Genomic DNA, 20,913 nt, shown 5'->3' with positions numbered 1-20,913 from the left:
CGAGGCGAGCACCACGGTCCCGCGCACGCACTGGCCCAACGGATGGCGATTGTTTCAGCGATCCCTGCACTTATTGTGCAGTGCAATGACATCAGCCACCTCGACAGCGCTGCGTTTCGCTCTCGCCGGCATGATTGCCATGGCGATTGCCATGGGCATCGGCCGTTTCGTCTACACGCCGATCCTGCCCGGGATGATGCAGGAACTGCATCTGTCGCCTGCCGATGCCGGCTGGATCGCCTCGGCCAATTATCTCGGCTACCTCGTCGGCGCGTTGGCAGCGGCGGGCGGCTGGGCGCATGGGCGCGAGCGCCTGCTGATGCTGGCGGGGCTTGGCGCCAGTGCGGTCCTTGCCGCGCTGATGGGGCTGACCGAAGCGATGGCGGCCTTTCTCGCCATCCGCTTTCTGGCCGGTCTGGCCAGCGCCTTCGTCATGGTGTTCATGGCCAGCATCGTGTTCAGCCATATCGCGGCTGCCGGTCGCAACGACCTGCAGGCCTGGCATTTCGGCGGCGTCGGGCTCGGCATAGCGGCATCGGCGGCGATGATGGCGGTGCTGGTCGCCGAGCATTCGGGCTGGGCGGCAGGCTGGCTGTGGTCGGCGACGATTTCGGCCTGTGGTTTCGTCCTCGTCGCTCTGTTGGTCAATGAGGGTCCGCTCGGCAACGGCGAAGTCACCCGCGAGCCGGCACTGCGGATGGACCGGTCGTTGGTCAAGGTCATCATCGCCTACGGCCTGTTCGGCTTTGGCTATGTGGTGACGGCGACATTCCTGGTCGCCATCGTTCGGCAAGGCGGCGGCAGCCGCATCTTCGAGGCCATGGTGTGGATGGTCGCCGGTCTTGCGGGCTTTCCCTCCGTCTGGCTCTGGCAGAAGATCGCGGCCCGGACCGGCCTCTATGCCGCCTATGCGCTGGCGTGCTTCATCGAAGTTGCCGGCGTCACCGCCAGCGTCGCCATCGGCGGAGCCACCGGGCCGCTGCTTGCCGGCGTGCTGCTCGGCGGCACCTTCATTGCCATTACCGCCTTTGGCCTGCAAGCCGCCCGGCAGCAGGCGCCAGAGGCGCCGCGGCGAATCTTTGCCCTGATGACGGCTGCGTTCGGCCTTGGCCAGATCATCGGTCCGGTCGCAGCCGGATTTCTGGCGCAAATGTCCGGCGATTTCTTCCTCGCCACGATCACCGCCGCAACCATGCTGGTCGTCTCGGGCGCCATCACCTGGTCGGCTGCGCCAAAATCGCCATGATTGTGGGCTTGCTGTGCCGGGCATCGGGCACGGGCATTTTCTTTCCCACTAATGTGTGACTTTATGCCCGCTGTCGTCAGCTGATTTGCGCCTAGATCGAGGAATTCGCCACAGTGTTCGTATCCTTTTTCCCGCAGCCGAAGCTCTTTTTCACTTCGGCCGCCATCTGGAGCCTTGCGGCGATCCTGTTCTGGTTCTTCGGTGGTGAACAATTGGGTGCGGTTTTCGGATTGCCGCCCGCCGCGGCCGGCGCGCCGCCCCTCATCGGCATCGCCATCCTCGTATCGAAGCCGTTCCTCTGGTTCTATCTCTATTTCGCGTTCTGCGTGCTCGTCTTCTATGCATTCTGGAGTTGGTATTCGCCGCATCCATGGCAGCGCTGGTCGATCCTGATGACCGCGGTCATTCTGTTCTTCATCTATTTCAATGTGCAGGTCAGTGTCGCCGTCAACGCCTGGTATGGGCCTTTCTTCGACTATGTGCAGGGCCTGATGTCGGGGACTGGAAAGTCTACCAACAGCGAATTTTATATCGGATTGGCCGATTTTTCGTGGCTGGCGCTGGTCGGCATGAATGTGCAGGTGGTCAATGCCTTCATCGTCAGTCACTGGATCTTCCGTTGGCGCACGGCGATGAACAACTACTTCGTCGAGAACTGGGGCAGGCTGCGCCATATCGAGGGTGCCTCGCAGCGTATCCAGGAAGACACGATGCGGTTCTCGCAGATCATGGAAGATCTCGGCTCCAGCTTCGTCCAGTCGATCATGACGTTGATCGCATTCCTGCCGGTCATGATCCAGTTGCAGGCCCATATCACCGAGTTGCCGATTATCGGCGCGATCCCGCAGCCATTGGTTGTCGCGGCCCTTGCCTGGTGTCTGTTCGGGACGATCTCGGTCATGGTTGCCGGTCTGAAGCTTCCAGGGCTGCAGTTCCGCAACCAGCGTGTCGAAGCCGCCTACCGCAAGGAACTCGTCTACGGCGAGGATCATGCGGACCGGGCCCAGCCGGCCACCACCGCCGAGCTGTTCGAGAATGTTCGTCACAATTATTTCAGGCTCTATTTTCACTACATCTATTTCAACGTCGTCCGTTACACCTACCTGCAGGCCGACAACATTTTCTCGCTGCTGATCCTCGGTCCCTCGCTGGTGGCGCACAAGATAACGTTCGGCGCGCTGAATCAGATTTCGAACGCGTTCGGCAAGGTGACCGGTTCGCTGCAATTTCTGCTCACCTCCTGGTCGACCATCGTCGAGTTGCAATCGGTCCACAAGCGCCTGCGCGCCTTCGAGGCGACGCTCCAAGGCGAGCCGCTGCCTGAAATCGACCAGCGCTATCTGGCAAGGCAGGGCGCCGAGGATCCGGCCTAAAGACCGAGGTTGGAAATCGAACCGGGTTGGCGGCTCAGCCGCCGACCGAGACCTGCCTTTGGCCAGCATCCTGGCGCGAAACATAGTCGCGAAAACTGATGCATTCGACATCCGCCTTGACGCAGACGTCGCCGGCAAAGCGCTCCAGCGCGTTCCAGTAGGCGCCGTCATTCATCAGCGCGAAGTGGAAGCCGAGTTCCAGCGGAATGCGTTTTCCCGCATACTGCCTGTCGAAGGCGGCGCGGAAGGCAGCATAGGTCCGGTTGGCGAACTCGCCCGCTTGGCTTGGCCGCTCGAAGCCGCCGGAATGCCTGACATAGAGATTGTAGTCCATGGCAATCACCGGCCGCGACTTCGGTCCTTCGGGAATCTGAGGCAGGGAAAAGTGCATGATGCCGTTGCTGGCCGTCGGTCGGGCAGGGCCTTGCGAGACGCCGCTGGCATCGAATTGATATCCGGCCGCCGGCAGCGCTTCGTAAAGCGCCTTGCTGGTCGACAGGTACGGCGCGCGAAAGCCGACCACCGCATGCCGCGCGAAATCGCGCCAGCCCTGTGGTTCGGGTGCAATGCCGTTGATCGCATAGGCGTTTTCGAGAATGTGCTCGAACGAACTGAACTCTTTCAGCCAGTCCGCCTTGCTCCAGTCCTTGCCGTCGAAATGGCCGCAGCCATGGCTGGCGATGTCGTGGCCTTCATGCGCGGCAAGGCCGATCTGTTCGAGCCGCTCGGTGACTTCCTGCTTGGAGGCGGCAAAGCCGATGTTGGATTTGCCGGCGCTTTTGCCGGGTGCGGTGTACTCCTTGCGCGTCTCCGTCGACAGCAGGAAGACGCAGGACAGAAAATAGGTGAAATGCGCGCCGGTGCGCTCAGCCAATGCCCGGCTGCGTTTCCATTGCGAAATATCGCGGGCGCTGTCGAATGAGATGATGACGACCTGTTTCGGCTTTGCCGGCACCGGCGGATCGGCCAAAGCCCCGCCACCAGTGGTGAGCGCGGCAAGCGAAAACGCAACAACGCGGAACGGACGAAGCATAGGCAATCTGATCTTCACTCGGGGAACGTCTGCAAGCCGGCTATCGCCTAAATGTGGCGTGGGTGCGATGAGCCTTTTCGGCTGCTTGTCCGGGGCAAACATCCGTTTGCCCCGGACAATAGGCGATTTTCCGGTTGAACCCCTTCCATGCCGGCAAAATTTCGCTAAAACGCGGGCTGACAAAGGCCCGACGGGGCAGGAATGGTTTGATTTGATGTCCGACGACAGTTTCATCCGTGAAGTCAACGACGAGATCCGTCGCGAACAGGCGCAGGCGCTGTGGGACCGTTTTGGCCCCGCTCTGATTGTCGTTGCGATCCTCGTGGTGCTCGGCACCGCCGCCTTCGTCGGCTACCGCTATTGGGACGAGACGCGCGCCAACCGCTCGGGCGATGCGTTCTCGCAGGCGCTGAAGCTCGCCAATGACGGCAAGAACGACGAGGCGCTGACCGCGCTCGATCAGTTGGAGAAGGATGGCTACGGCGCTTATCCATTGCTCGCCCGCATGCGCGGCGCGACCGTCAAGGCGAACAAGGGTGACGTCCCCGCCGCCGTCAAGGATTTCGACGAAGTCGCCGCCGATACGGCCATTCCCCAGGGCATTCGCGACATGGCGCGCCTGCGGGCAGCCCTATTGCTTGTCGACCACGGCTCCTTTGCCGACGTCTCCAGCCGTGTCGAAGCGCTCACATCCGACACCAACACGCTGCGCCACACGGCGCGCGAGGCACTCGGCCTTTCCGCCTGGAAGGAAGGCAAGACGCAGGATGCGCTGAAACTGTTCGACCAGATCGCCGCCGATGACGGCGCCCCGCGCAACACCCGCGAGCGCGCAACATTGATGTCCGAGCTGATCCGCGGGTCGGGCAGTGCGTCGTGACCTTCAAAGTCGCCATCATCGGCAGACCTAACGTCGGCAAATCGACTCTTTTCAATCGGCTGGTGGGAAGGAAGCTGGCGCTCGTCGACGACACGCCGGGCGTCACCCGCGACCGTCGCGTCCATGCCGCCAAGCTCTACGACCTGCATTTCGATGTCATCGACACCGCCGGCTTCGAGGACGCTGGCGCCTCGACCTTGCCCGGCCGCATGCGTGCGCAGACCGAGATCGCCATCCGCGAAGCCGACCTGATCTTCTTCACCATCGACGCCAAGTCCGGCCTGTTGCCTGACGACAGGACCTTCGCCGAGATCGTGCGCAAGTCCGGCAAGCCGGTCGTGCTGGTCGCCAACAAGGCCGAGGCGAAGGGCGCCCAGGGCGGCATGCTGGAAGCCTGGGAGCTCGGCCTTGGCGAGCCGATCCCGGTTTCGGCCGAGCATGGCCAGGGCATGCCCGATTTGCGCGACGCCGTGATCGGCGCGCTCGGCGAAGCGCGCGCCTTCGGCGAAGAAGAAGATGGCGAAGACGAAGACGTCGCTGCCGGCGAGGTGCTGATCGGCGAGGATATCGCCGATCCGGATGCCGAGCACGCCTATGACGACACCAAACCGATGCGCATCGCCGTCGTCGGCCGTCCCAATGCCGGCAAGTCGACGCTGATCAACGCGCTGATCGGCGAAGAGCGGCTGCTCACCGGACCGGAAGCCGGCATCACCCGTGATTCGATCTCGGTCGATTGGGATTGGCATGGCCGCCGCCTGAAACTGTTCGACACGGCCGGCATGCGCCGCAAGGCCAGGATCCACGAAAAGCTGGAAGTGATGTCGGTGCAGGACGGCCTGCGCGCCATCCGGTTTGCCGAGATCGTCATCATCGTGCTCGACGCCACCATCCCCTTCGAGAAGCAGGATCTGCAGATCGCCGACCTGATCATCAGGGAAGGCCGGGCGCCGGTGATCGCCTTCAACAAATGGGATCTGATCGACCATCCCCAGGAGCTTCTGGCCGAACTGCGCGAGAAGACGGAACGGCTTCTTCCCCAGGCGCGCGGCATGCAGGCCGTACCCGTCTCGGCCGAGACCGGGCGCGGCCTCGACAAGCTGATGGATGCCGTCATCAAGACCCACAAGGTGTGGAACAGCCGCGTCTCGACCGGCAAGCTTAACCGCTGGCTGGAGGGCATCCTGGCGCACCATCCGCCGCCTGCTGTTGCCGGGCGCCGGCTGAAGGTCAAGTACGTCACCCAGGCCAAGACCCGTCCGCCGGGCTTCGTCGTCCAGTGCTCGCGGCCCGACGCGATGCCGCAATCCTATGTCCGCTACCTCTCCAACAGCCTGCGCGAAGCCTTCGACATGCCCGGCGTGCCGATCCGCATTGCGCTGCGCACGTCGGACAACCCGTTCGCCGGCAGGTCAAACAAGAAACGCAGCTGATCGTCGGCGCCCACCTGGCGCTTCATGATCACGCCACGTTGCGCAGGCCGTTGTCGCTGACCCGCGCATTTTCGGGCAGCGCTTGCCGTGCGGCGTCCAGCAGGATATCGCCGAGGCGGGCCGCCACCGGCTCCGCCTCGGCGTCCTTGCGATGCAGGAACAACGCCATCTTGGGCAGGGCGGGCAATCCGGCGATCTCCGGCGTCATTGCGCTGACGCTGGCCGGCAGGCCGATGTCGGTGCGGATCGTCAGCCCCAGCCCCGCAGCAACCGCGGCCCAGATGCCGCCAAGGCTTGGGCTGGAAAAGGCCATCCGCCACGACAGGCCGGCACGGTCGAGCGTTTCAGTTGCAACCGTACGCAAAAGGCATGGCGCCTCGAGCGCCACCAGCGGCAGTGGCTCACCGTGGCGCAGGCTGGTCTCGATGCGCTTTGCCGGCCCGATCCAACGCATCGGCACATCGGCGACATGCTGGCTGTAGGGCAGCGTTTCGCCGCAGTGCCAGGCGAGCGCGATGTCGAGACTGCCTGACATGACCCTTTCGGCAAGGTCGTGGCTGCGTGCGATCCTGGCTTCGATCTTGACCTTGGGGTGCGCCCGGGCAAATCGGCCGAGCACGTCCGGCAGCACCGCCTCGCCGAAATCTTCCTGCAAGCCGAGCCGTACCCAGCCTTCCAACTCGACATCATGGATGGCGGATGCCGCCTCGTCATTCAATTCGATCAGCCGGCGCGCATAGCCGAGCATAGTCTCGCCGGCCTCGGTCAAAGCGAGGCCGCGTCCTGATTTGCGGAAGATCGGCGTCGCTGCCTGTTCTTCCAGTTTCTTCAATTGCGCGCTGACCGCCGACGTCGACCGGCCAAGCCGGTCAGCGGCCTTGGCAAAGCTACCCAGTTCCATACCGGTGACGAAACTGCGCAGGACGTCGAGGTCGAAAGTTACGCGTCGCATGTGTGAAGTCCCGATTTTCAGGATTGTATGTCAAAAACTTCCTGATTTTCAGGATGAAATTATGGCGGTAGGGACAGATCGTCAAGGCGGGACCACTGGCCAGCACGGGAAATGAAGTCATGTCCGCCATTGTCAATTGCGCCGACCGGCAGCCGTCAGAACTCCTGGAAGATACGGCAGCCGGTTCCGCCGAAAGGGTATTCAAGCCCGGCCATCGCTGGAAGGTTCTGGGCATCGGCGTCGCCGCCAATGCCGCCTTCTCGGCTACGTTCTCCGGCATCCCGGCGACGGCGGTCGTTCTTCGCCAGGGCTATCACCTGGGCAATGCCGAGCTCGGCCTGGCGCTCGGCCTTCTCGGGCTGGGGGTCGCGCTCAGCGAACTGCCCTGGGGCCTGCTCACCGATCGCTGGGGCGACCGCCGCGTGCTCCTGATCGGGCTCGGCGCGACGGCGGTGTGGCTCCTGGTCATGGCGATGCTGGTTGTGCCGACAAAGGCCGGTACTCCCGATGTCACGCTGCTCGCCGCGAGCCTGCTCATCACCGGACTGCTCGGCGGCAGCGTCAACGGTTCGAGCGGCCGCGCCATCATGGGCTGGTTCCGGGAAAACGAGCGCGGCTTTGCAATGAGCATCAGGCAGACGGCGGTGCCGCTCGGCGGCGGCCTTGGGGCCCTCATACTGCCCTCGCTTGCTCTGGCTTTCGGCTTTGGCGCGGTGTTCGGGGTGCTGGCGGGTGCATCCGCTCTGTCTGCCCTGTTCGCCTGGCGCTGGCTGCACGAGCCGCCGACGGCGGGCAAGGATCATCTCGCTGCGGCTTCTGTGGCCGGACCGGCGCCGCTGCGCAATCGCGATGTTTGGCGTATCGCGACCGCCATCGGCCTGCTCTGCTTTCCGCAGGTGGCCGTGCTCACCTTCGCCTCCGTGTTCCTGCACGATTTCGTTGGATTGGGAACGGCGGCGATCAGCGCGAGCCTCGCCGCCGTTCAGATCGGCGCCATGGTCATGCGCATCTGGAGCGGCCGCTTCACCGACTGTCACGGCAACCGCCGCCAATTTCTTCGCTTGTGCAGCGCGTTCAGCGCCCTTGCCTTCGCCATGCTTTGGCTGCTGGTCCTGTTCGGCCCAACCGTTCCGGGCGGCCAGCTCATCTGCTTGGCGGTCCTTCCAGTCGTGCTTATTGTCGCAGGCATCTCCGTCTCCGCCTGGCACGGCGTCGCCTACACCGAGCTTGCCACCCTTGCCGGGGCCAGCCATGTCGGGACCGCGCTCAGCCTTGCCAACACCTTTGTTTTTGTCGGCTTCTTTCTGGTGCCGGTGGCCATTCCGGGGCTCTTGCACCTCTGGTCCTGGTCCGGCGTCTGGCTGGCGGCCGCCATCTGCGCGCTGATCGCCCGGCCGATCTTCCTGCGTCCGGCCTGAATAGTCGGCCGCAAAATCGCCTGACTTCGCAACCACGACCTCGGGCCGACCGGGAAAACCCGATCGAAGCCGTTAACGTCCCATCAAGGTTAATGCATCATTTTGCTCTCCAGTGGGGTCAGTCGCGTTCCTGGAGAGTGTTCCGTGCATCGACGTGTGTTGAAGCGGCTGGTTGCCGCCGCCGGTGAGAGAAAACGTGGCTTTCTGGCTCCGCTCGTCATCGGTTTCGGCATCTGGATCGGCTTTCCGACGGTCGCCGCCTATCAGGACATGACGAGCCTGGTTTCCGGCCTCGAAGCATCGAGCACGCGCTGGAATTCCTATGTCGAGAAATCCGTCGCCGGCTCGACCCATGCGGCCGAGATGCCCTTTGCCGATTCTGATGTCACCGGCTCCATCTCCGGATCGGGTGTCCACCTGGCCGGTGTCGGCAACGTGTCGTTTCGCGGCAAGGGCGGCAAAGTCAGCGGCACGCCCGATGAGGACCGCGTCGTGCGCGCCGAGAAGAAAGGGCGCATCGTCCAGATGTCTCCCGTCGCACCGCCGAAGAACTTCAACGCCGGCTCGATCTTCGAGCGCACCTCCTCCTTGCTGCGGCCCAGCATGGACAGCGGCCTGAAAATGGCTTTCGCCAAGCCGCAGATCAAAGGCAAGGAAATCCAGATCGCCGCGGCATTCCATGCGCGCGAGGACAAGAAGCCGGATCCCGGCGTGCCGGCCATGCTGGCAGCGCTGGTCAACAACGACCATCCGGACGTGCTGGCCACCGCCTACGCGCAGTCCGAGCCTGATTATGCCAAGGCATCGCCCTTCGAAGCCCTGCTTCAGGACGAGCAGCCCAATGAGGGCCGCTTCATTCCGCCGATGGCCAAGGGCGATCATTCGTGGATCCAGAACCCGCTGCCCGCCAGTGTCTTCTCCCAAAAGGAGCAGGCATGCCTTGCCAACGGCATCTATTTCGAGGCGAGGAGCGAATCCGTGCGCGGCCAGGCCGCTGTCGCCCAGGTCATCCTCAACCGCGTCCGCAATCCGACCTATCCGAATTCGATCTGCGGCGTCGTCTACCAGAACGACAGCTGGTTCAACCGCTGCCAGTTCTCCTTCGCCTGCGACGGCAGGAAGAAGCGCATCGATAGCCCAGCCGCCTACAAGACCGCCCAGGAGATCGCCATGGCCGTCACTGCCGGCAAGATCTTCATCCCGGAGGTCGGATCGTCGACCCACTACTATGCCCAATATGTCCATCCCGGCTGGGCGCGCACAATGCAGAAGATGACCAAGATCGGCCTGCATATCTTCTATCGGACCTATGGCGGCGGCTGGAGCTGAGTGCAGAGCAGCCGCTGATCTTTGATGTGGCGCGCAGCCTATCGAAGAGCCATTGCGCAGGGGATTCGCGCCATGCATCCTCGTCATCATGGCGGGCACGATGTCGCACCTTTCTAATTGATTGATTTTATTGCCTAAAATACATGGCAATGAACTTCCGCCCGTGGCTTGACGGGCGCAAACCCTCTAACTATGTTGCCGGCGACTTTAGAAGCGGACGGACGGTGACGGTCTGACCGGGCAGGGGGGTTGCGATGGCCGACAAGAATGGGCCAGACGGAACCGGAAAAACCGGCCGCGGCAATCAGCATGAACCCGATATCCGCGACGACGATCTTGAGCGCCGCCGCCGTGACCTTGAAGCTTCGCTTGCGACAAGGCGGCCGGGCCGGCTCGAGGGGAAAGACGACGCGAAAGCGGGCAGTGTGGCCGGTTATGGTCAGGCGCTCAAACTCTCCAGCGAGTTTATCGCCGGGGTGGTGGTGGGTGCCGGCATCGGCTGGATCATCGACCGTCTGGCGGGGACATCGCCATGGGGTCTGATCGTGTTTCTGCTGCTTGGTTTTGGCGCCGGAGTGCTCAATGTGATGCGTTCCGCCGGCGTTGTGGCAGAATTTGGACAGGGCGATAAATCGCGCCGTGACCAAGACGACAAGAAATGACCGCGCTTCATGTGCGGTAATGGTAACGAGGCCGTACGCGGCATTGACGGGGTTTGAACGTGGCAGCTGACAAGGTCGATCCGATCCACCAGTTCCATATCAACAAGCTGATTCCGATCGACATCGGCGGCTATGACCTGTCTTTCACCAATTCGGCGCTGTTCATGGTCGCAACCGTGATCGTCGCGGCTGGATTCCTGTTTCTCACGACGTCGAGCCGCAGCCTGGTTCCCGGGCGGCTTCAGTCGGTCTCCGAGATGGCCTACGAGTTCGTCGGCAACATGTTGCGCGATGCCGCCGGCACGCAAGGCATGAAGTTCTTCCCTCTCGTGTTCTCGCTGTTCATGTTCGTGCTCGTCGCCAATCTGCTTGGCCTGTTCCCGTATTTCTTCACCGTCACCAGCCACATCATCGTCACCTTCGGCCTTGCCGTGCTGGTGATCGCAACCGTGGTCGTCTACGGCTTCATGAAGCATGGTTTTGGCTTCCTGAAACTGTTCGTGCCGCATGGCGTGCCGGTCTTCCTGCTGCCACTGGTGGTGCTGATCGAAGTGATCTCCTTCGTGTCGCGCCCGGTCAGCCTCTCGGTTCGTCTGTTCGCCAACATGCTCGCCGGCCACATCACGCTGAAGGTGTTCTCCGGCTTCGTGGTCAGCCTGAGCGCGCTCGGCGCGGTCGGCGTCGCCGGCTCTATCCTGCCTCTGGCGATGGCGGTGGCGCTGACGGCACTGGAACTGCTGGTCGCCTTCCTGCAGGCCTACGTCTTTGCCGTGTTGACCTGCATGTATCTCAACGACGCCCTGCACCCCGGGCATTAGGTCCAAAAGTTTCCGGCCCAGGAATTTCCAACATTGGCGCCGGATGGAATCGCAACGGAATTTTAGATCCAAAGGAGTTGAACAAATGGACGCAGAAGCAGCAAAGTACATCGGCGCCGGCATCGCTTGCCTGGGCATGGGTGGCGCGGGCATTGGCCTCGGCAACATCTTCGGCAGCTACCTGGCGGGCGCTCTGCGCAACCCGTCGGCTGCCGATGGCCAGTTCGGCCGCCTGATCTTCGGCTTCGCCGTGACCGAAGCTCTGGGCATCTTCTCGCTTCTCATCGCGCTTCTGGCCCTGTTCGGCTGAGCACTCGGGAAGATTGGACAGGCCGGCCGCGCAAGCGGCGGGCCTGAATTTCGGGGATAGTCCATGTTCGTGACATCTGCCTTTGCGCAAGAGTCCGCGCCATCAGCCGATACCAGCCACGCTGCGACGGAAGGCGAAACGCATTCCGGCACCAGCGTGCCTGCTGAAGCGCATGGCACGTTTCCGCCATTCGATCCGGCGACGTTCCCGTCGCAGCTTCTGTGGCTGGCGATCACCTTCGGGCTGTTCTATCTCTTCCTGAAGCGGGTGGTGATGCCGCGCGTCGGCGGCATCATCGATGTCCGCAACGATCGCATCACGCAGGACCTTGATCAGGCGGCCAAGTTGAAGGGCGAGGCCGACGCCGCCGTTGCTGCCTACGAGCAGGAACTGGCGGAAGCCAAGACCAAGGCCAACGCGATCGGCCAGCAGGCCAACGACGCGGCCAAGGCCGAGGCCGACACCGCGCGCAAGAAGGTCGAGGCCGCGCTCGACGCCAAGCTTGGCGAAGCCGAAGCCCGCATTTCTTCCATCAAGGCCAATGCCATGAAGGAAGTCGGCAGCATCGCCGAGGATACCGCTTCGGCGATCGTCGAAGCCCTGGTTGGCGGCAAGGCCAGCAAGGCCGAGATCGCGGCCGCGGTCAAATCCGTGGCCCGGTGAGGAGCGCATCATGGATTACACATCTCTCGCGACGCTCTGGGCCACGGTTGCCCTGGTCATCTTCCTGGGCATTGCCGTCTACATCAAGGTGCCTCGCCTGATCGCCAAGGCGCTCGACGCCCGCGCCGCCAGGATCAGCAATGAACTGGACGAAGCACGCCGACTGCGCGAGGAGGCCCAGCAACTGCTTGGCCAGTATCAGCGCAAGCGCAAGGAAGCCGAGCAGGAGGCCGCCGACATCGTCGCCGCCGCCAAGCGCGAAGCCGATATGCTTGCCGCCGAGGCGCACAAGAAAACCGAGGACTATGTTGTCAGGCGCACCGCGCTTGCCGAACAGAAGATCGGCCAGGCCGAGCGTGACGCCATCAGCGAAGTCCGCGCCAGCGCCGTCGATATCGCCGTCGAGGCAGCGCGCGCGCTGCTTGCCGGCAAGATCGACGCCAAGGCCGGTGCCGATCTGTTCAAGGCATCGCTCGCGGACGTGAAGTCGAAGCTGAACTGAGCCCTCACGGCCCTCATACAATTAAAGCCGCCCGGGCAACCTGGCGGCTTTTTTGCTTGGAGAGTGCGTGAGACGCCGAAGCGGTCAATCTCCCCACAAGGGGGAGATTGGCTTGTCGCCGCCGCCGTTGTTCAATCCAGCCCAGCAAAGCTCTCTTCTTCAACCACTTCAGCGCCACCCAGCCTGAACGGCGAAAACGATACGCGATGCAGCCGCGCCACCGGGCCATGCGCTTCGATCGCGGTGCGATGGCGAAGCGTGGCGTAGCCCATATGGACTTCGAACCCGTAGCGGTCGTGGTGGTTGCCGCATCCGCACATCATGCGGTCCCGCATTACCTTGGCGACGATCGAGGCGGCAGCGATCGATTGCGAACGCTGGTCGCCCTTGATCAGCGCGCGCCCTTCACAAGGCAGCCCCGGTGGCACGTCGCGTCCGTCGGCAAGGGCGAGTTTCGGTCGGACCGACAGCCCGACCAGGGCGCGGCGCATGGCTTCCAGGCTTGCCTTGAGGATGTTGCTGCCGTCGATGCCCTCGGCGCTGATGGAGGCCATTGAGACCGCCTGCGCAGAGCCGAGAATTCGCAGGAACAAGGCCTCACGCTGCAAATGGCTGAGGCGTTTGGAATCGTCGAGGCCGTCCGGAATGTTGGCGGGATCGAGCACCACCGCCGCAGCGACCACCGGCCCGGCCAGGGGGCCACGGCCGGCCTCGTCCATCCCGGCGACCGGCCACAGGCCCTCCGCCATCGCCTTCGTCTCGAAGGAGAAGTCAGGCTTCTCGATGATCTCAAAGAGAGGCGGAGAATCAGAACGCGCGCGAGCCATGTTGCGGCGAGGTTCGCATCGGCTCTGATTCTCCGCAAGTCCCTCCGGGTCGGGTGGGGCGCCGGACCGGGAGGGCACCGTCTGCAGGCCGGGGCAGGCCGGACGGGATTCTGGTGCCGCGACGGATCAAACCACCGCGACGAATTGTCTCTCAAAGCAGCGTCAGCTGCACCTGGTCTTTCCCGGCGGCAACGAACTGGTCGGTCCGCAGCGTGCGCCGTTCGGCATTGAGGCCGAGCCGCTTGGCTGTGATCTCGAAGCGCCGGCCGATCTGCCAGGCATAGGGACCGGCGCCCTTCATGCGTTTGCCCCATTCCGAATCGTAGTCCTTGCCGTCACGCATCGATCGGACCAGCGACATCACATGGCGGTATCGGTCGGGATAATGGCGCAGCAGCCAGTCCTTGAAGATCGGGCTGACCTCCAGCGGCAGGCGCAGGATCACGTAGCCCGCTTCGCGCGCGCCGGCCGCACGTGCGGAATCGAGGATGCGTTCCATCTCCGGATCGGTCAGGCCCGGAATGATTGGAGCCACCATGACCGACGCCGGAATGCCGGCATCGGAAAGCTGCCGGATCGCTTCCAGCCGCTTGGTCGGTGTCGACGCGCGCGGCTCCATGGTGCGCGCCAGCATACGGTCGAGCGTCGTCACCGACAGCGCCACCTTGGCGAGCCCGCGTTCGGCCATGCGTGACAGGATATCGATATCGCGCGTCACCAGAGCGGACTTTGTCACGATGCCGACTGGATGGCCGCGCGCTTCCAGCACTTCGAGGATTTCGCGCATGATCCGGTATTGCTTCTCGATGGGCTGGTAGGGGTCGGTGTTGGTGCCGATGGCGATGGTGCGCGGCTGGTAGCTGTCTTTCGAAAGCTCCTTGTCAAGCAAGCGCGCCGCATCAGGCTTGGCGAACAACTTCGATTCGAAATCCAGACCCGGCGACAGGCCCATGAACGCGTGCGTCGGGCGGGCAAAGCAATAGACGCAGCCATGCTCGCAGCCGCGATAGGGGTTGATGGAACGGTCGAAGGAAATGTCGGGCGATTCGTTGCGGGTGATGATTGTGCGCGGCTTCTCGACCTGCACTTCGGTCTTGAAGGGCGGCAGTTCCTCCAGCGAATTCCAGCCATCGTCGAACACGTGCCGGCTGACCGGCTCGAACCGGCCGGACGGATTGATGCCAGCTGATCTGCCGCGGTTGCGGTCCGGACGGACACGCATGCCGCTCTGCTCGACCATCGCATTGGCCATCTCGGCTCTTCCTGCTCCGAAAGCTGCAATGTCGGCGCGCACGATCTGTTCCATTTTCGCCCGCTCCCAGGGACTGTCCTTGTTGTGTCGAATCGCTCTGCTCATGAAATTATTCCTATTTCGTTGAAGAGAACAAAGCAAGAACTTTCTATGGTGCGATGCAAAAACTGGCGCTGTCCGGCGCTTTCCGCTATTCGGCTAAGGATGCTCAGTGTTCTCATCGAAACCCGCAATGACGAGGAGGACCTAGCCCGCACGCTCGCCTCGCTGATTGGCGGCGCGGTCGAAGGCGTGGTGCGTGAAGTCATCGTCTGCGACACAGGCTCTACCGATCAGACGCATCATGTGGCCGAGCATGCCGGCTGTCAGTACGTGACGGGCGGTGTCGCTGCCGGCATCCGCCAGGCCAAGGGGGATTGGTTGCTGCTCCTGGAGCCGGGCGCGCGGCTGGTGGAGGGCTGGATCGATGAAGTTGTCGCCCATACGGCCAGGCAAACCATGGCGGCACGGTTTTCGCGCACGCGAGCCAGTCGCACGCCATTCCTGGCCCGGGTCTTTTCGGGAAACCGCGCCTTGGCCGACGGCTTGCTGATCAGCAAGCGTCAGGCAGCTGCCGCGGCAAAAAGCGCCAGCAGTGCCGAGGCCATCGCCCGCGGCCTCGCGACGAAGCGGCTCGACGCTGAGATTTGGATGGCGCCGGCCAAGCAGGAGCGCCGCTCCTCGACGTGATTTTTTGCAGTTGCTCAGGTCATTGTGCATTGCACAAAATTTGACGCGGGGTTATCTTCCGTTCAAGCGGGAATTGGGTTTGGTCATGCCGAGAGGCGAGCACCGATGCGGCATCGGTGGTGCTCTCATAGCCGAGGACCCAATGAAGCTTTCAACCCCCGACACATCCGGCGCGGCCAGTCTCGAGGCCATTGCGCGCAACGGCAGCCTGCTGCGGCGCATCGCCGTGCGTATTCCAACCTATCTGACGGACCTGCGTGAGAACCCTGCCTGGCTGCCGATGTTCGTGTTGGCGCGCACCATGCCCGGACGCCGCATGCATTGGCTCGGCGCAAAGCGCGCCCGCCCGGTCGCCAATGCCGGGGATACGATGTTTGCCGGTGTCGAACGGGGAACGGTCGTCGATGCGTTGCGCTCCGACGGGCTGTTCTCAGGCCTGGTCCTGCCGCCTGGTATCCATGAAGAGATCGCCGACTTCGCCGGGCGCACGCCTTGCTTCGGCAATTTCGACCGCCGTCTCGAATTCATGCCGGGGGAACATGCCGAGGCCGAGAAACGCCTTGGCCGCTCGCTGCTTAGCGGGCATTTTTTCGAGCGCATCCTCGACTGCCCGGCGGCGCTTGCCATCCAGCGCGATCCGCTGCTTCTGGATATTGCCGCGCACTATCTCGGCGGCCAGGCGAAACTGATCACGACGCGGGTCTGGTGGAGTTTTCCCACAGGTGCCGCTTCGGATGCTGACAAGAACCTCGCCTCGCTCGGCAAGTATCATTTTGACCTCGACGACTGGCGCATGCTGAAATTCTTCTTCTACCTCAAGCCGGTCGACGCCGACACCGGTCCGCATGTCTATGTCAGGGGCAGCCACAAGCGCCGCAGCCTCAAGCATCAGCTTACCCTTCTGGTCGGCCATCCCGCGCAACAGGTTCTGGATGTCTATGGCGAGCAGAGCCCGGTTACGCTGACCGGCGAGGCCGGTCTCGGCTTCGTCGAGGACCCCTTTGGCTTTCATATGGGCACCGTGCCGGCACGCACGCCGCGACTGATGATGGAAGTCGGCTTCGGCGTATCGCCGCCGTCGCGCCGACGGTTTCATGGCGAGCCGGTCATCCGCTGAGAGCTGCCTATCCGAAGCTCATCTCGACAGGTGTCCAGTGTGTGCGGCGTCTGGCTTGGCGCTGCGCCCTGTTTTCCGTATCGAAGTCGACACGGACCGGCTCCTGGTTGAACCGCTCGCGGTCGTCCAGGGCGTTGATGATGACGATCGCCCTTGCATCGTCATCTCCGGTGATTGCGGCGACGTAGACACCGCACTCCCGGCAGATCAGATAGTCGGCCGTCCTCAGCCCGAACTGATATCTCCGCAATTGCGTCTCGTCCTTGACCGAGATGACCAGTCTGCCCTTCGGATCGGCAACGGCGCGCGAACCATGTCTGACACAGAACGAGCATTGGCAAGCGCGAACTTCGGTTAGCGGTGGGTCGAGCTCGGTTGAAAATCCAAGGCGTATGTTGCCGCAATGGCATCCACCGGTGTGCACGGTCATCGTAGCTGCCTTGTCGTGAATGGCGATGATCGCCTTCAGACAAGGTACTTTTCCGAGGTCCGGGTTGGAATGGGGTTTCGAAGGCACCGGTGCTGTTCTGCCTGCAAAAGCGGCGTGGAACCGACGCTTTGCCTGGCTTTTACGAAGCGGATTTGCCGCGCCGTAAATGCTCGTCCAGGCGCGGCATGATCTCGACGAAGTTGCACGGCATGTGCCGGTAGTCGAGCTGCGCCTTCAGGATGCCGTCCCACGCGTCCTTGCAGGCGCCTGGCGAACCCGGCAGCACGAAGACGAAGGTGGCGTTGACGACGCCGCCGGTCGCCCGGCTCTGGATCGTCGAGGTGCCGATCTTGTCGTAGGAAATCCGGTGGAACACTTCCGAAAAGCCATCCATGCGCTTTTCGAAGATCGGCTCCAGCGCGTCCGGCGTCACGTCACGGCCTGTGAAGCCGGTGCCGCCGGTGGTGATGACGACATCGATATTCTTGTCCTGTGACCACGCCAGAACCGTGTCGCGGATTTTCTCGCGGTCGTCGGTGACGATATTGCGGGCCGCCAGCAGATGGCCGGCCTCGGTGATGCGGTCGGCCAGCGTCTGGCCGGATTTGTCGTCGGCGAGGCTGCGCGTATCCGAAACGGTCAGCACCGCGATGCGCACGGGAATGAAGGAGCGGCTCTCGTCAATTCTGGCCATCTGCGCCCTCCGATGCGATGCTGCGCGTCGCGGCAACGAACCAGTCGGGCTGGCGGCCGCGGATTTCGGCGGCGGCGCGCTTGGCGACATTGCCGGTTTCGAACAGGCCGAAACATGTCGCGCCGGATCCCGACATCCGCGAGAACCCCGATCCGGCCTTGTTCAGCCAGGAAAGCGCCCTGCCGATTGCGGGTTGCACCTCCAGCGCCGCGGGCTCGAGATCGTTGCGGGTGATCTCCAGCCAGTTGCGCAGGCTGTGAAAATCGATGCTGCGCGGCAGCGGCGGCAAGGCCTCATTGTCGCGCCGGGAAAGCGCTGCAAAGACATCCGCCGTCGACACCGGGGTGCCTGGATTGACCAACACCAAGCCAAGCGCCGAAAAATCCGGCACCATCGACAGTTCATCGCCGATGCCACGCGCCACCAGCGGCTTTGCCGCCAGGCACATCGGCACATCGGCGCCAAGCGAAAGGCCGATCCGCGCCAGCTCGCTGCCATCGATGTCCAGCGCCCATGTCTCCACCAGTCCGCGCAGCACGGTCGCCGCGTCGCTCGAACCGCCGCCGACGCCGGAGGCAACCGGCAGGTTCTTTTCCAGCCGAATAGCGACCGGCGGTGTTCTCTCGTGCCCGGCTGTCTGCCGCAGGGCATCGCGCGCCTTGAGCACCAGATTGCTGGCGTCGAGAGGAACGGCCGGGGCGTAACGGCCGGATACGGTAAACTCATCGCCGTCGGCGGGCGCGATTTCGACCCTGTCGCCAAACCGTGTGAACACCGCCAGGCTCTCGATCAGATGATAGCCGTCAGGGCGCCTGCCGGTGACATGCAGCGCAAGATTGATTTTGGCGTGTGCGTGCCAGCTACGCGACCCGATGTCGGTGTCCACAATCGTCTGCGGGATGATGCTCAGTCCTTGGCCAGCCGGTATTCGCCGGTCTTCGGATCCTTGACCAAAGTGCCGATCGCGCCGTTGGCCGTTTGCTTTTCTGTGCGCCGCACCTTGGCGGTCACGCGCTCGGCTTCCCTAATGAAGGTGCGGTAGCCGAAATAGGCGGCAACGCCAACGACGGCGAAGAAAATGATCTGCGGCATGCCAAAACTCCTCCCACGCTGGGCCGGCGAAGGCGGCCGGTCGGGTCGGTTGATGCATGTCGACCCGCTTTTGGGAACACGACATGCATGAAACTCAAGCTCTCATGCTAGACGGTTTTGCCGGGTTTTCAAAGCCCGAAGCGAGACCACAATGCGCGCTCTTCCGCCGCATCGATCACGCCGCTGGCCGCAGCGGCTGCGATATCGGGCGCTGAAAAGCCCTTGCTTGAGCCGAACAGGCCGAAGCGGCTAAGGAAACCGCGCGGTGTCGTGATCAGCCTGAGTTGGGTTTTCGCCCCGAAACGGGTCTTGAGCACAGTGCGCATGTCGCCGAGCGCATCGACCAGCCCGAGTTCGAGGCCCTTGATGCCGGTCCAGAACAGGCCGGTGAACAGGTCCGGATCGTCCTTCAGTTTCGTGCCGCGCCGCTCCTTGACGAGGTCGATGAAGGTTGCGTGCACCTCGAGCTGCAGCGCCTTCAGCCGCTCGACATCTTCCTTTTTCTCGGGCTTGAACGGATCGAGCACCGCCTTGTTCTGGCCAGCGGTGTGGACACGTCGCTCGATGCCGATCTTCTTCATCAGTTCCGGGAAGCCAAACGAAGCCGAGACGACGCCGATCGACCCGACGATGGAGGACGGATCGGCAAAGATCTCGTCACCGGCGACCGCGATCATGTAGCCGCCCGACGCCGCGACATCCTCGACGAAGACCAGTACCTTTTTGTTCTTTTCCGTGGCCAGGTCACGGATGCGCTTGAAGATCAGCCTAGACTGCACCGGCGAGCCGCCCGGCGAATTGATCGAGATGGCGACCGCCGGCGCGTCGTAGGAAAACGCCTTCTCGATGAGGCCGGCGGTGGAAGCCAGCGACAGGCTCGGCCGAAACTGGCCACCGCCTGCCATGATGGTGCCGTGCAGCCGGATGACCGGAATGGTGACGACGGTGGAGCGCCAGGATTTCGGCAACAGGCGGTTGATGAGTCGTTTCACGAGGGCGCGGTCTCCGGTCGATAGGTTGCAGGCATGTAGGGATTTCCCGGCCAACGGCAATGTGGCCGGGCAGAATAGCTCAATCTCCGAACAGCGAGGCGAGGCCGTTGGTGATCATTTCGCTGCGCTCGTCGGGGCCGTTGCCTGATTGCGCGTGCAGCATCAGGGGCGGGCGTATGGCAAGCTTTCCCCGTGCCCCGAGCGCTGCCCGCACGACGATGCGGATCGCCGCCGCATCGGGACGAGGGTGGACGGCGAGCATCTCGGCATCGCCGAAGCGGCCGGCGATCGCATCGAGAATGGCGCCGAGCTGTTCGGGCCGGGCGATTACGGCGAGCCCGCCGCGCGGCCTCACCACCGCCGCCGCACTTCTGATCCAGCTCTCGAACAGCCCGTCCTCCATGACATGGGCTTCCTTTCGCAGGCGATCCGATGTGGCGCGGTCCCGGGGAGCATTGAACGGCGGGTTCATGATGACGAAGTCGAAGTCGTTGTCGGCGAGGCCGGCGGCTGCCCGCGCCCGGCCCGATACGGTGACATCGGCGCCCAGCACGGATGCGCGATCGCTGAGATGGGCATTGCCGGGATGGGCAAGCGTCGCCGCCGCGAAGGCCGCCATTTCCGGCGCGCGTTCGACAAGCACCGCCTCTGCCGCCGGGCAGCGTGACAGCACCGCCAGTCCGGCAGCTCCGGCTCCGGCGCCGAAATCGGCCAGGCGCCCGCCAAAGGTCGATGGCACGGAGGCCGCCAGCATCATCGCATCCATGCCGGCGCGATGGCCGCCCTGCTTGGGCTGGACGAGCCAGAACCGGCCGCGATGGAAAGCGTCGACCGTATGGGCCGGCGTATCCGGGACAAGGGCGGCGGGCGCGGCGGACATTATTTTCCGCGGATTTCGTTGGCGATGCCGGCATCCCTGAGGATGCGCCGTGCCGCGTCGGCCTGGTCGGCATCGACCATGACGCGTTTCTGCAAAAGGCCGATCGACCCTTCTAGAATGCTCATATTCTGATCGGCGACAAAGCAGGCGATGCCGGCGTCGCGCATCAGCGATTCAACAAAGGAGATGATCACGGCATCGTTGGTGCGGACAAGTTCTATCATCGTATGAAACTCGCAGTTTGCGCTATTGATGTAAACGGGGAGGGGATTCCGAGGCAG

Annotated in this window: 24 protein-coding genes; 13 read left to right on the top strand and 11 right to left on the bottom strand. The window is 63.3% G+C overall.

What is annotated here, in order from left to right; genetic code table 11:
* The first annotated feature begins 85 nt into the window (after positions 1–85).
* Positions 86–1,246, top strand: a complete 1,161-nt coding sequence (locus NKI69_RS26160) for a YbfB/YjiJ family MFS transporter (protein WP_352722807.1) — start codon at positions 86–88, stop codon at positions 1,244–1,246.
* Positions 1,247–1,359: 113 nt separating this feature from the next.
* Entirely contained in the window at positions 1,360–2,619 is a 1,260-nt protein-coding gene (gene sbmA, locus NKI69_RS26155) for a peptide antibiotic transporter SbmA (protein WP_128302466.1), read from the top strand.
* A 34-nt stretch (positions 2,620–2,653) separates the two neighbouring features.
* Here the strand turns inward: sbmA and NKI69_RS26150 are convergent, their stop codons facing one another.
* A complete protein-coding gene (locus NKI69_RS26150) occupies positions 2,654–3,652 on the bottom strand; it encodes a polysaccharide deacetylase family protein (RefSeq protein WP_023808684.1) in 999 nt (332 codons plus the stop codon).
* 214 nt (positions 3,653–3,866) lie between these two features.
* Between NKI69_RS26150 and NKI69_RS26145 the strand changes: the two genes are divergently transcribed.
* Together NKI69_RS26145 and der are read left to right on the top strand one after the other, a co-directional pair.
* The gene (locus NKI69_RS26145; protein WP_023808683.1) at positions 3,867–4,532 is read left to right on the top strand and encodes a tetratricopeptide repeat protein; all 666 of its coding nucleotides are present in this window, start codon (positions 3,867–3,869) and stop codon (positions 4,530–4,532) included.
* Complete coding sequence (gene der, locus NKI69_RS26140) at positions 4,529–5,965, top strand: ribosome biogenesis GTPase Der (RefSeq protein WP_352440008.1); 1,437 nt, start codon at positions 4,529–4,531, stop codon at positions 5,963–5,965. The genes NKI69_RS26145 and der overlap by 4 nt, the downstream gene beginning before the upstream one ends.
* A 28-nt stretch (positions 5,966–5,993) precedes the next feature.
* On the opposite strand, the gene NKI69_RS26135 is transcribed toward der, so the two are convergent.
* Entirely contained in the window at positions 5,994–6,917 is a 924-nt protein-coding gene (locus NKI69_RS26135; RefSeq protein WP_352440007.1) for a LysR substrate-binding domain-containing protein, read from the bottom strand.
* 119 nt (positions 6,918–7,036) lie between these two features.
* Between NKI69_RS26135 and NKI69_RS26130 the strand changes: the two genes are divergently transcribed.
* From NKI69_RS26130 to NKI69_RS26100, 7 genes are all read left to right on the top strand, one after another.
* Complete coding sequence (locus tag NKI69_RS26130; protein ID WP_352722806.1) at positions 7,037–8,335, top strand: MFS transporter; 1,299 nt, start codon at positions 7,037–7,039, stop codon at positions 8,333–8,335.
* Positions 8,336–8,479: 144 nt separating this feature from the next.
* Positions 8,480–9,664 carry a cell wall hydrolase gene (locus NKI69_RS26125; protein WP_023808679.1) on the top strand — a complete coding sequence of 395 codons (1,185 nt, stop codon included), beginning with the start codon at positions 8,480–8,482 and terminating at the stop codon, positions 9,662–9,664.
* A 254-nt stretch (positions 9,665–9,918) separates the two neighbouring features.
* Positions 9,919–10,326: an AtpZ/AtpI family protein gene (locus NKI69_RS26120; protein WP_023808678.1), complete on the top strand. Its 408-nt coding sequence runs from the start codon at positions 9,919–9,921 to the stop codon at positions 10,324–10,326.
* A 59-nt stretch (positions 10,327–10,385) separates the two neighbouring features.
* A complete protein-coding gene (locus NKI69_RS26115) occupies positions 10,386–11,144 on the top strand; it encodes a F0F1 ATP synthase subunit A (RefSeq protein ID WP_023808677.1) in 759 nt (252 codons plus the stop codon).
* An 85-nt stretch (positions 11,145–11,229) separates the two neighbouring features.
* Positions 11,230–11,454, top strand: a complete 225-nt coding sequence (locus tag NKI69_RS26110) for a F0F1 ATP synthase subunit C (RefSeq protein ID WP_006206606.1) — start codon at positions 11,230–11,232, stop codon at positions 11,452–11,454.
* A 63-nt stretch (positions 11,455–11,517) separates the two neighbouring features.
* Positions 11,518–12,117: a F0F1 ATP synthase subunit B gene (locus NKI69_RS26105; RefSeq protein ID WP_127290956.1), complete on the top strand. Its 600-nt coding sequence runs from the start codon at positions 11,518–11,520 to the stop codon at positions 12,115–12,117.
* 10 nt (positions 12,118–12,127) lie between these two features.
* Complete coding sequence (locus tag NKI69_RS26100) at positions 12,128–12,619, top strand: F0F1 ATP synthase subunit B (protein ID WP_023808675.1); 492 nt, start codon at positions 12,128–12,130, stop codon at positions 12,617–12,619.
* 131 nt (positions 12,620–12,750) lie between these two features.
* On the opposite strand, the gene rnhB is transcribed toward NKI69_RS26100, so the two are convergent.
* Positions 12,751–13,446 (bottom strand): ribonuclease HII, encoded by a 696-nt coding sequence (rnhB, locus tag NKI69_RS26095; RefSeq protein ID WP_023808674.1) that lies wholly within the window; start codon positions 13,444–13,446, stop codon positions 12,751–12,753.
* A gap of 151 nt (positions 13,447–13,597) precedes the next feature.
* Entirely contained in the window at positions 13,598–14,752 is a 1,155-nt protein-coding gene (locus NKI69_RS26090; RefSeq protein WP_023808673.1) for a PA0069 family radical SAM protein, read from the bottom strand.
* 150 nt (positions 14,753–14,902) lie between these two features.
* Between NKI69_RS26090 and NKI69_RS26085 the strand changes: the two genes are divergently transcribed.
* Together NKI69_RS26085 and NKI69_RS26080 are read left to right on the top strand one after the other, a co-directional pair.
* Positions 14,903–15,427, top strand: a complete 525-nt coding sequence (locus NKI69_RS26085; protein WP_352722805.1) for a glycosyltransferase — start codon at positions 14,903–14,905, stop codon at positions 15,425–15,427.
* A gap of 142 nt (positions 15,428–15,569) precedes the next feature.
* Complete coding sequence (locus NKI69_RS26080) at positions 15,570–16,544, top strand: hypothetical protein (protein ID WP_352722804.1); 975 nt, start codon at positions 15,570–15,572, stop codon at positions 16,542–16,544.
* 7 nt (positions 16,545–16,551) lie between these two features.
* On the opposite strand, the gene NKI69_RS26075 is transcribed toward NKI69_RS26080, so the two are convergent.
* The 7 genes from NKI69_RS26075 to NKI69_RS26045 form a co-directional block, all read right to left on the bottom strand.
* A complete protein-coding gene (locus tag NKI69_RS26075) occupies positions 16,552–17,061 on the bottom strand; it encodes a GFA family protein (RefSeq protein WP_352722803.1) in 510 nt (169 codons plus the stop codon).
* Positions 17,062–17,113: 52 nt separating this feature from the next.
* Positions 17,114–17,668 (bottom strand): molybdenum cofactor biosynthesis protein B, encoded by a 555-nt coding sequence (gene moaB, locus NKI69_RS26070; protein WP_352440004.1) that lies wholly within the window; start codon positions 17,666–17,668, stop codon positions 17,114–17,116.
* On the bottom strand, positions 17,655–18,554 hold the full coding sequence (locus tag NKI69_RS26065; protein ID WP_023808668.1) for a 4-(cytidine 5'-diphospho)-2-C-methyl-D-erythritol kinase: 900 nt from the start codon (positions 18,552–18,554) through the stop codon (positions 17,655–17,657). The genes moaB and NKI69_RS26065 overlap by 14 nt, the downstream gene beginning before the upstream one ends.
* 20 nt (positions 18,555–18,574) lie before the next feature.
* On the bottom strand, positions 18,575–18,760 hold the full coding sequence (locus NKI69_RS26060; protein ID WP_023808667.1) for a membrane protein: 186 nt from the start codon (positions 18,758–18,760) through the stop codon (positions 18,575–18,577).
* 128 nt (positions 18,761–18,888) lie between these two features.
* The gene (locus NKI69_RS26055; protein ID WP_023808666.1) at positions 18,889–19,752 is read right to left on the bottom strand and encodes a S49 family peptidase; all 864 of its coding nucleotides are present in this window, start codon (positions 19,750–19,752) and stop codon (positions 18,889–18,891) included.
* Between the two features lie 79 nt (positions 19,753–19,831).
* Positions 19,832–20,632, bottom strand: coding sequence for a tRNA1(Val) (adenine(37)-N6)-methyltransferase (locus NKI69_RS26050; protein WP_352722802.1), 801 nt, complete (start codon positions 20,630–20,632; stop codon positions 19,832–19,834).
* A complete protein-coding gene (locus NKI69_RS26045) occupies positions 20,632–20,856 on the bottom strand; it encodes a putative signal transducing protein (RefSeq protein ID WP_063167652.1) in 225 nt (74 codons plus the stop codon). The genes NKI69_RS26050 and NKI69_RS26045 overlap by 1 nt, the downstream gene beginning before the upstream one ends.
* Positions 20,857–20,913: the final 57 nt, after the last annotated feature.

This window comes from Mesorhizobium sp. M0491 (assembly GCF_040321265.1).
GTDB lineage: Bacteria > Pseudomonadota > Alphaproteobacteria > Rhizobiales > Rhizobiaceae > Mesorhizobium.
This window is presented reverse-complemented; position numbering and strand designations above follow the sequence as displayed.

Coding starts and splice junctions, on each gene's coding strand:
- NKI69_RS26045 (WP_063167652.1), bottom strand. CDS start 20,856: ATGATAGAACTTGTCCGCACCAACGATGCCGTGATCATCTCCTTTGTT.
- NKI69_RS26105 (WP_127290956.1), top strand. CDS start 11,518: ATGTTCGTGACATCTGCCTTTGCGCAAGAGTCCGCGCCATCAGCCGAT.
- NKI69_RS26135 (WP_352440007.1), bottom strand. CDS start 6,917: ATGCGACGCGTAACTTTCGACCTCGACGTCCTGCGCAGTTTCGTCACC.
- NKI69_RS26145 (WP_023808683.1), top strand. CDS start 3,867: ATGTCCGACGACAGTTTCATCCGTGAAGTCAACGACGAGATCCGTCGC.
- rnhB (WP_023808674.1), bottom strand. CDS start 13,446: ATGGCTCGCGCGCGTTCTGATTCTCCGCCTCTCTTTGAGATCATCGAG.
- NKI69_RS26085 (WP_352722805.1), top strand. CDS start 14,903: ATGCTCAGTGTTCTCATCGAAACCCGCAATGACGAGGAGGACCTAGCC.
- NKI69_RS26110 (WP_006206606.1), top strand. CDS start 11,230: ATGGACGCAGAAGCAGCAAAGTACATCGGCGCCGGCATCGCTTGCCTG.
- NKI69_RS26130 (WP_352722806.1), top strand. CDS start 7,037: ATGTCCGCCATTGTCAATTGCGCCGACCGGCAGCCGTCAGAACTCCTG.
- NKI69_RS26060 (WP_023808667.1), bottom strand. CDS start 18,760: ATGCCGCAGATCATTTTCTTCGCCGTCGTTGGCGTTGCCGCCTATTTC.
- moaB (WP_352440004.1), bottom strand. CDS start 17,668: ATGGCCAGAATTGACGAGAGCCGCTCCTTCATTCCCGTGCGCATCGCG.
- NKI69_RS26100 (WP_023808675.1), top strand. CDS start 12,128: ATGGATTACACATCTCTCGCGACGCTCTGGGCCACGGTTGCCCTGGTC.
- NKI69_RS26050 (WP_352722802.1), bottom strand. CDS start 20,632: ATGTCCGCCGCGCCCGCCGCCCTTGTCCCGGATACGCCGGCCCATACG.
- NKI69_RS26160 (WP_352722807.1), top strand. CDS start 86: ATGACATCAGCCACCTCGACAGCGCTGCGTTTCGCTCTCGCCGGCATG.
- NKI69_RS26080 (WP_352722804.1), top strand. CDS start 15,570: ATGAAGCTTTCAACCCCCGACACATCCGGCGCGGCCAGTCTCGAGGCC.
- NKI69_RS26090 (WP_023808673.1), bottom strand. CDS start 14,752: ATGGAACAGATCGTGCGCGCCGACATTGCAGCTTTCGGAGCAGGAAGA.
- NKI69_RS26150 (WP_023808684.1), bottom strand. CDS start 3,652: ATGCTTCGTCCGTTCCGCGTTGTTGCGTTTTCGCTTGCCGCGCTCACC.
- NKI69_RS26120 (WP_023808678.1), top strand. CDS start 9,919: ATGGCCGACAAGAATGGGCCAGACGGAACCGGAAAAACCGGCCGCGGC.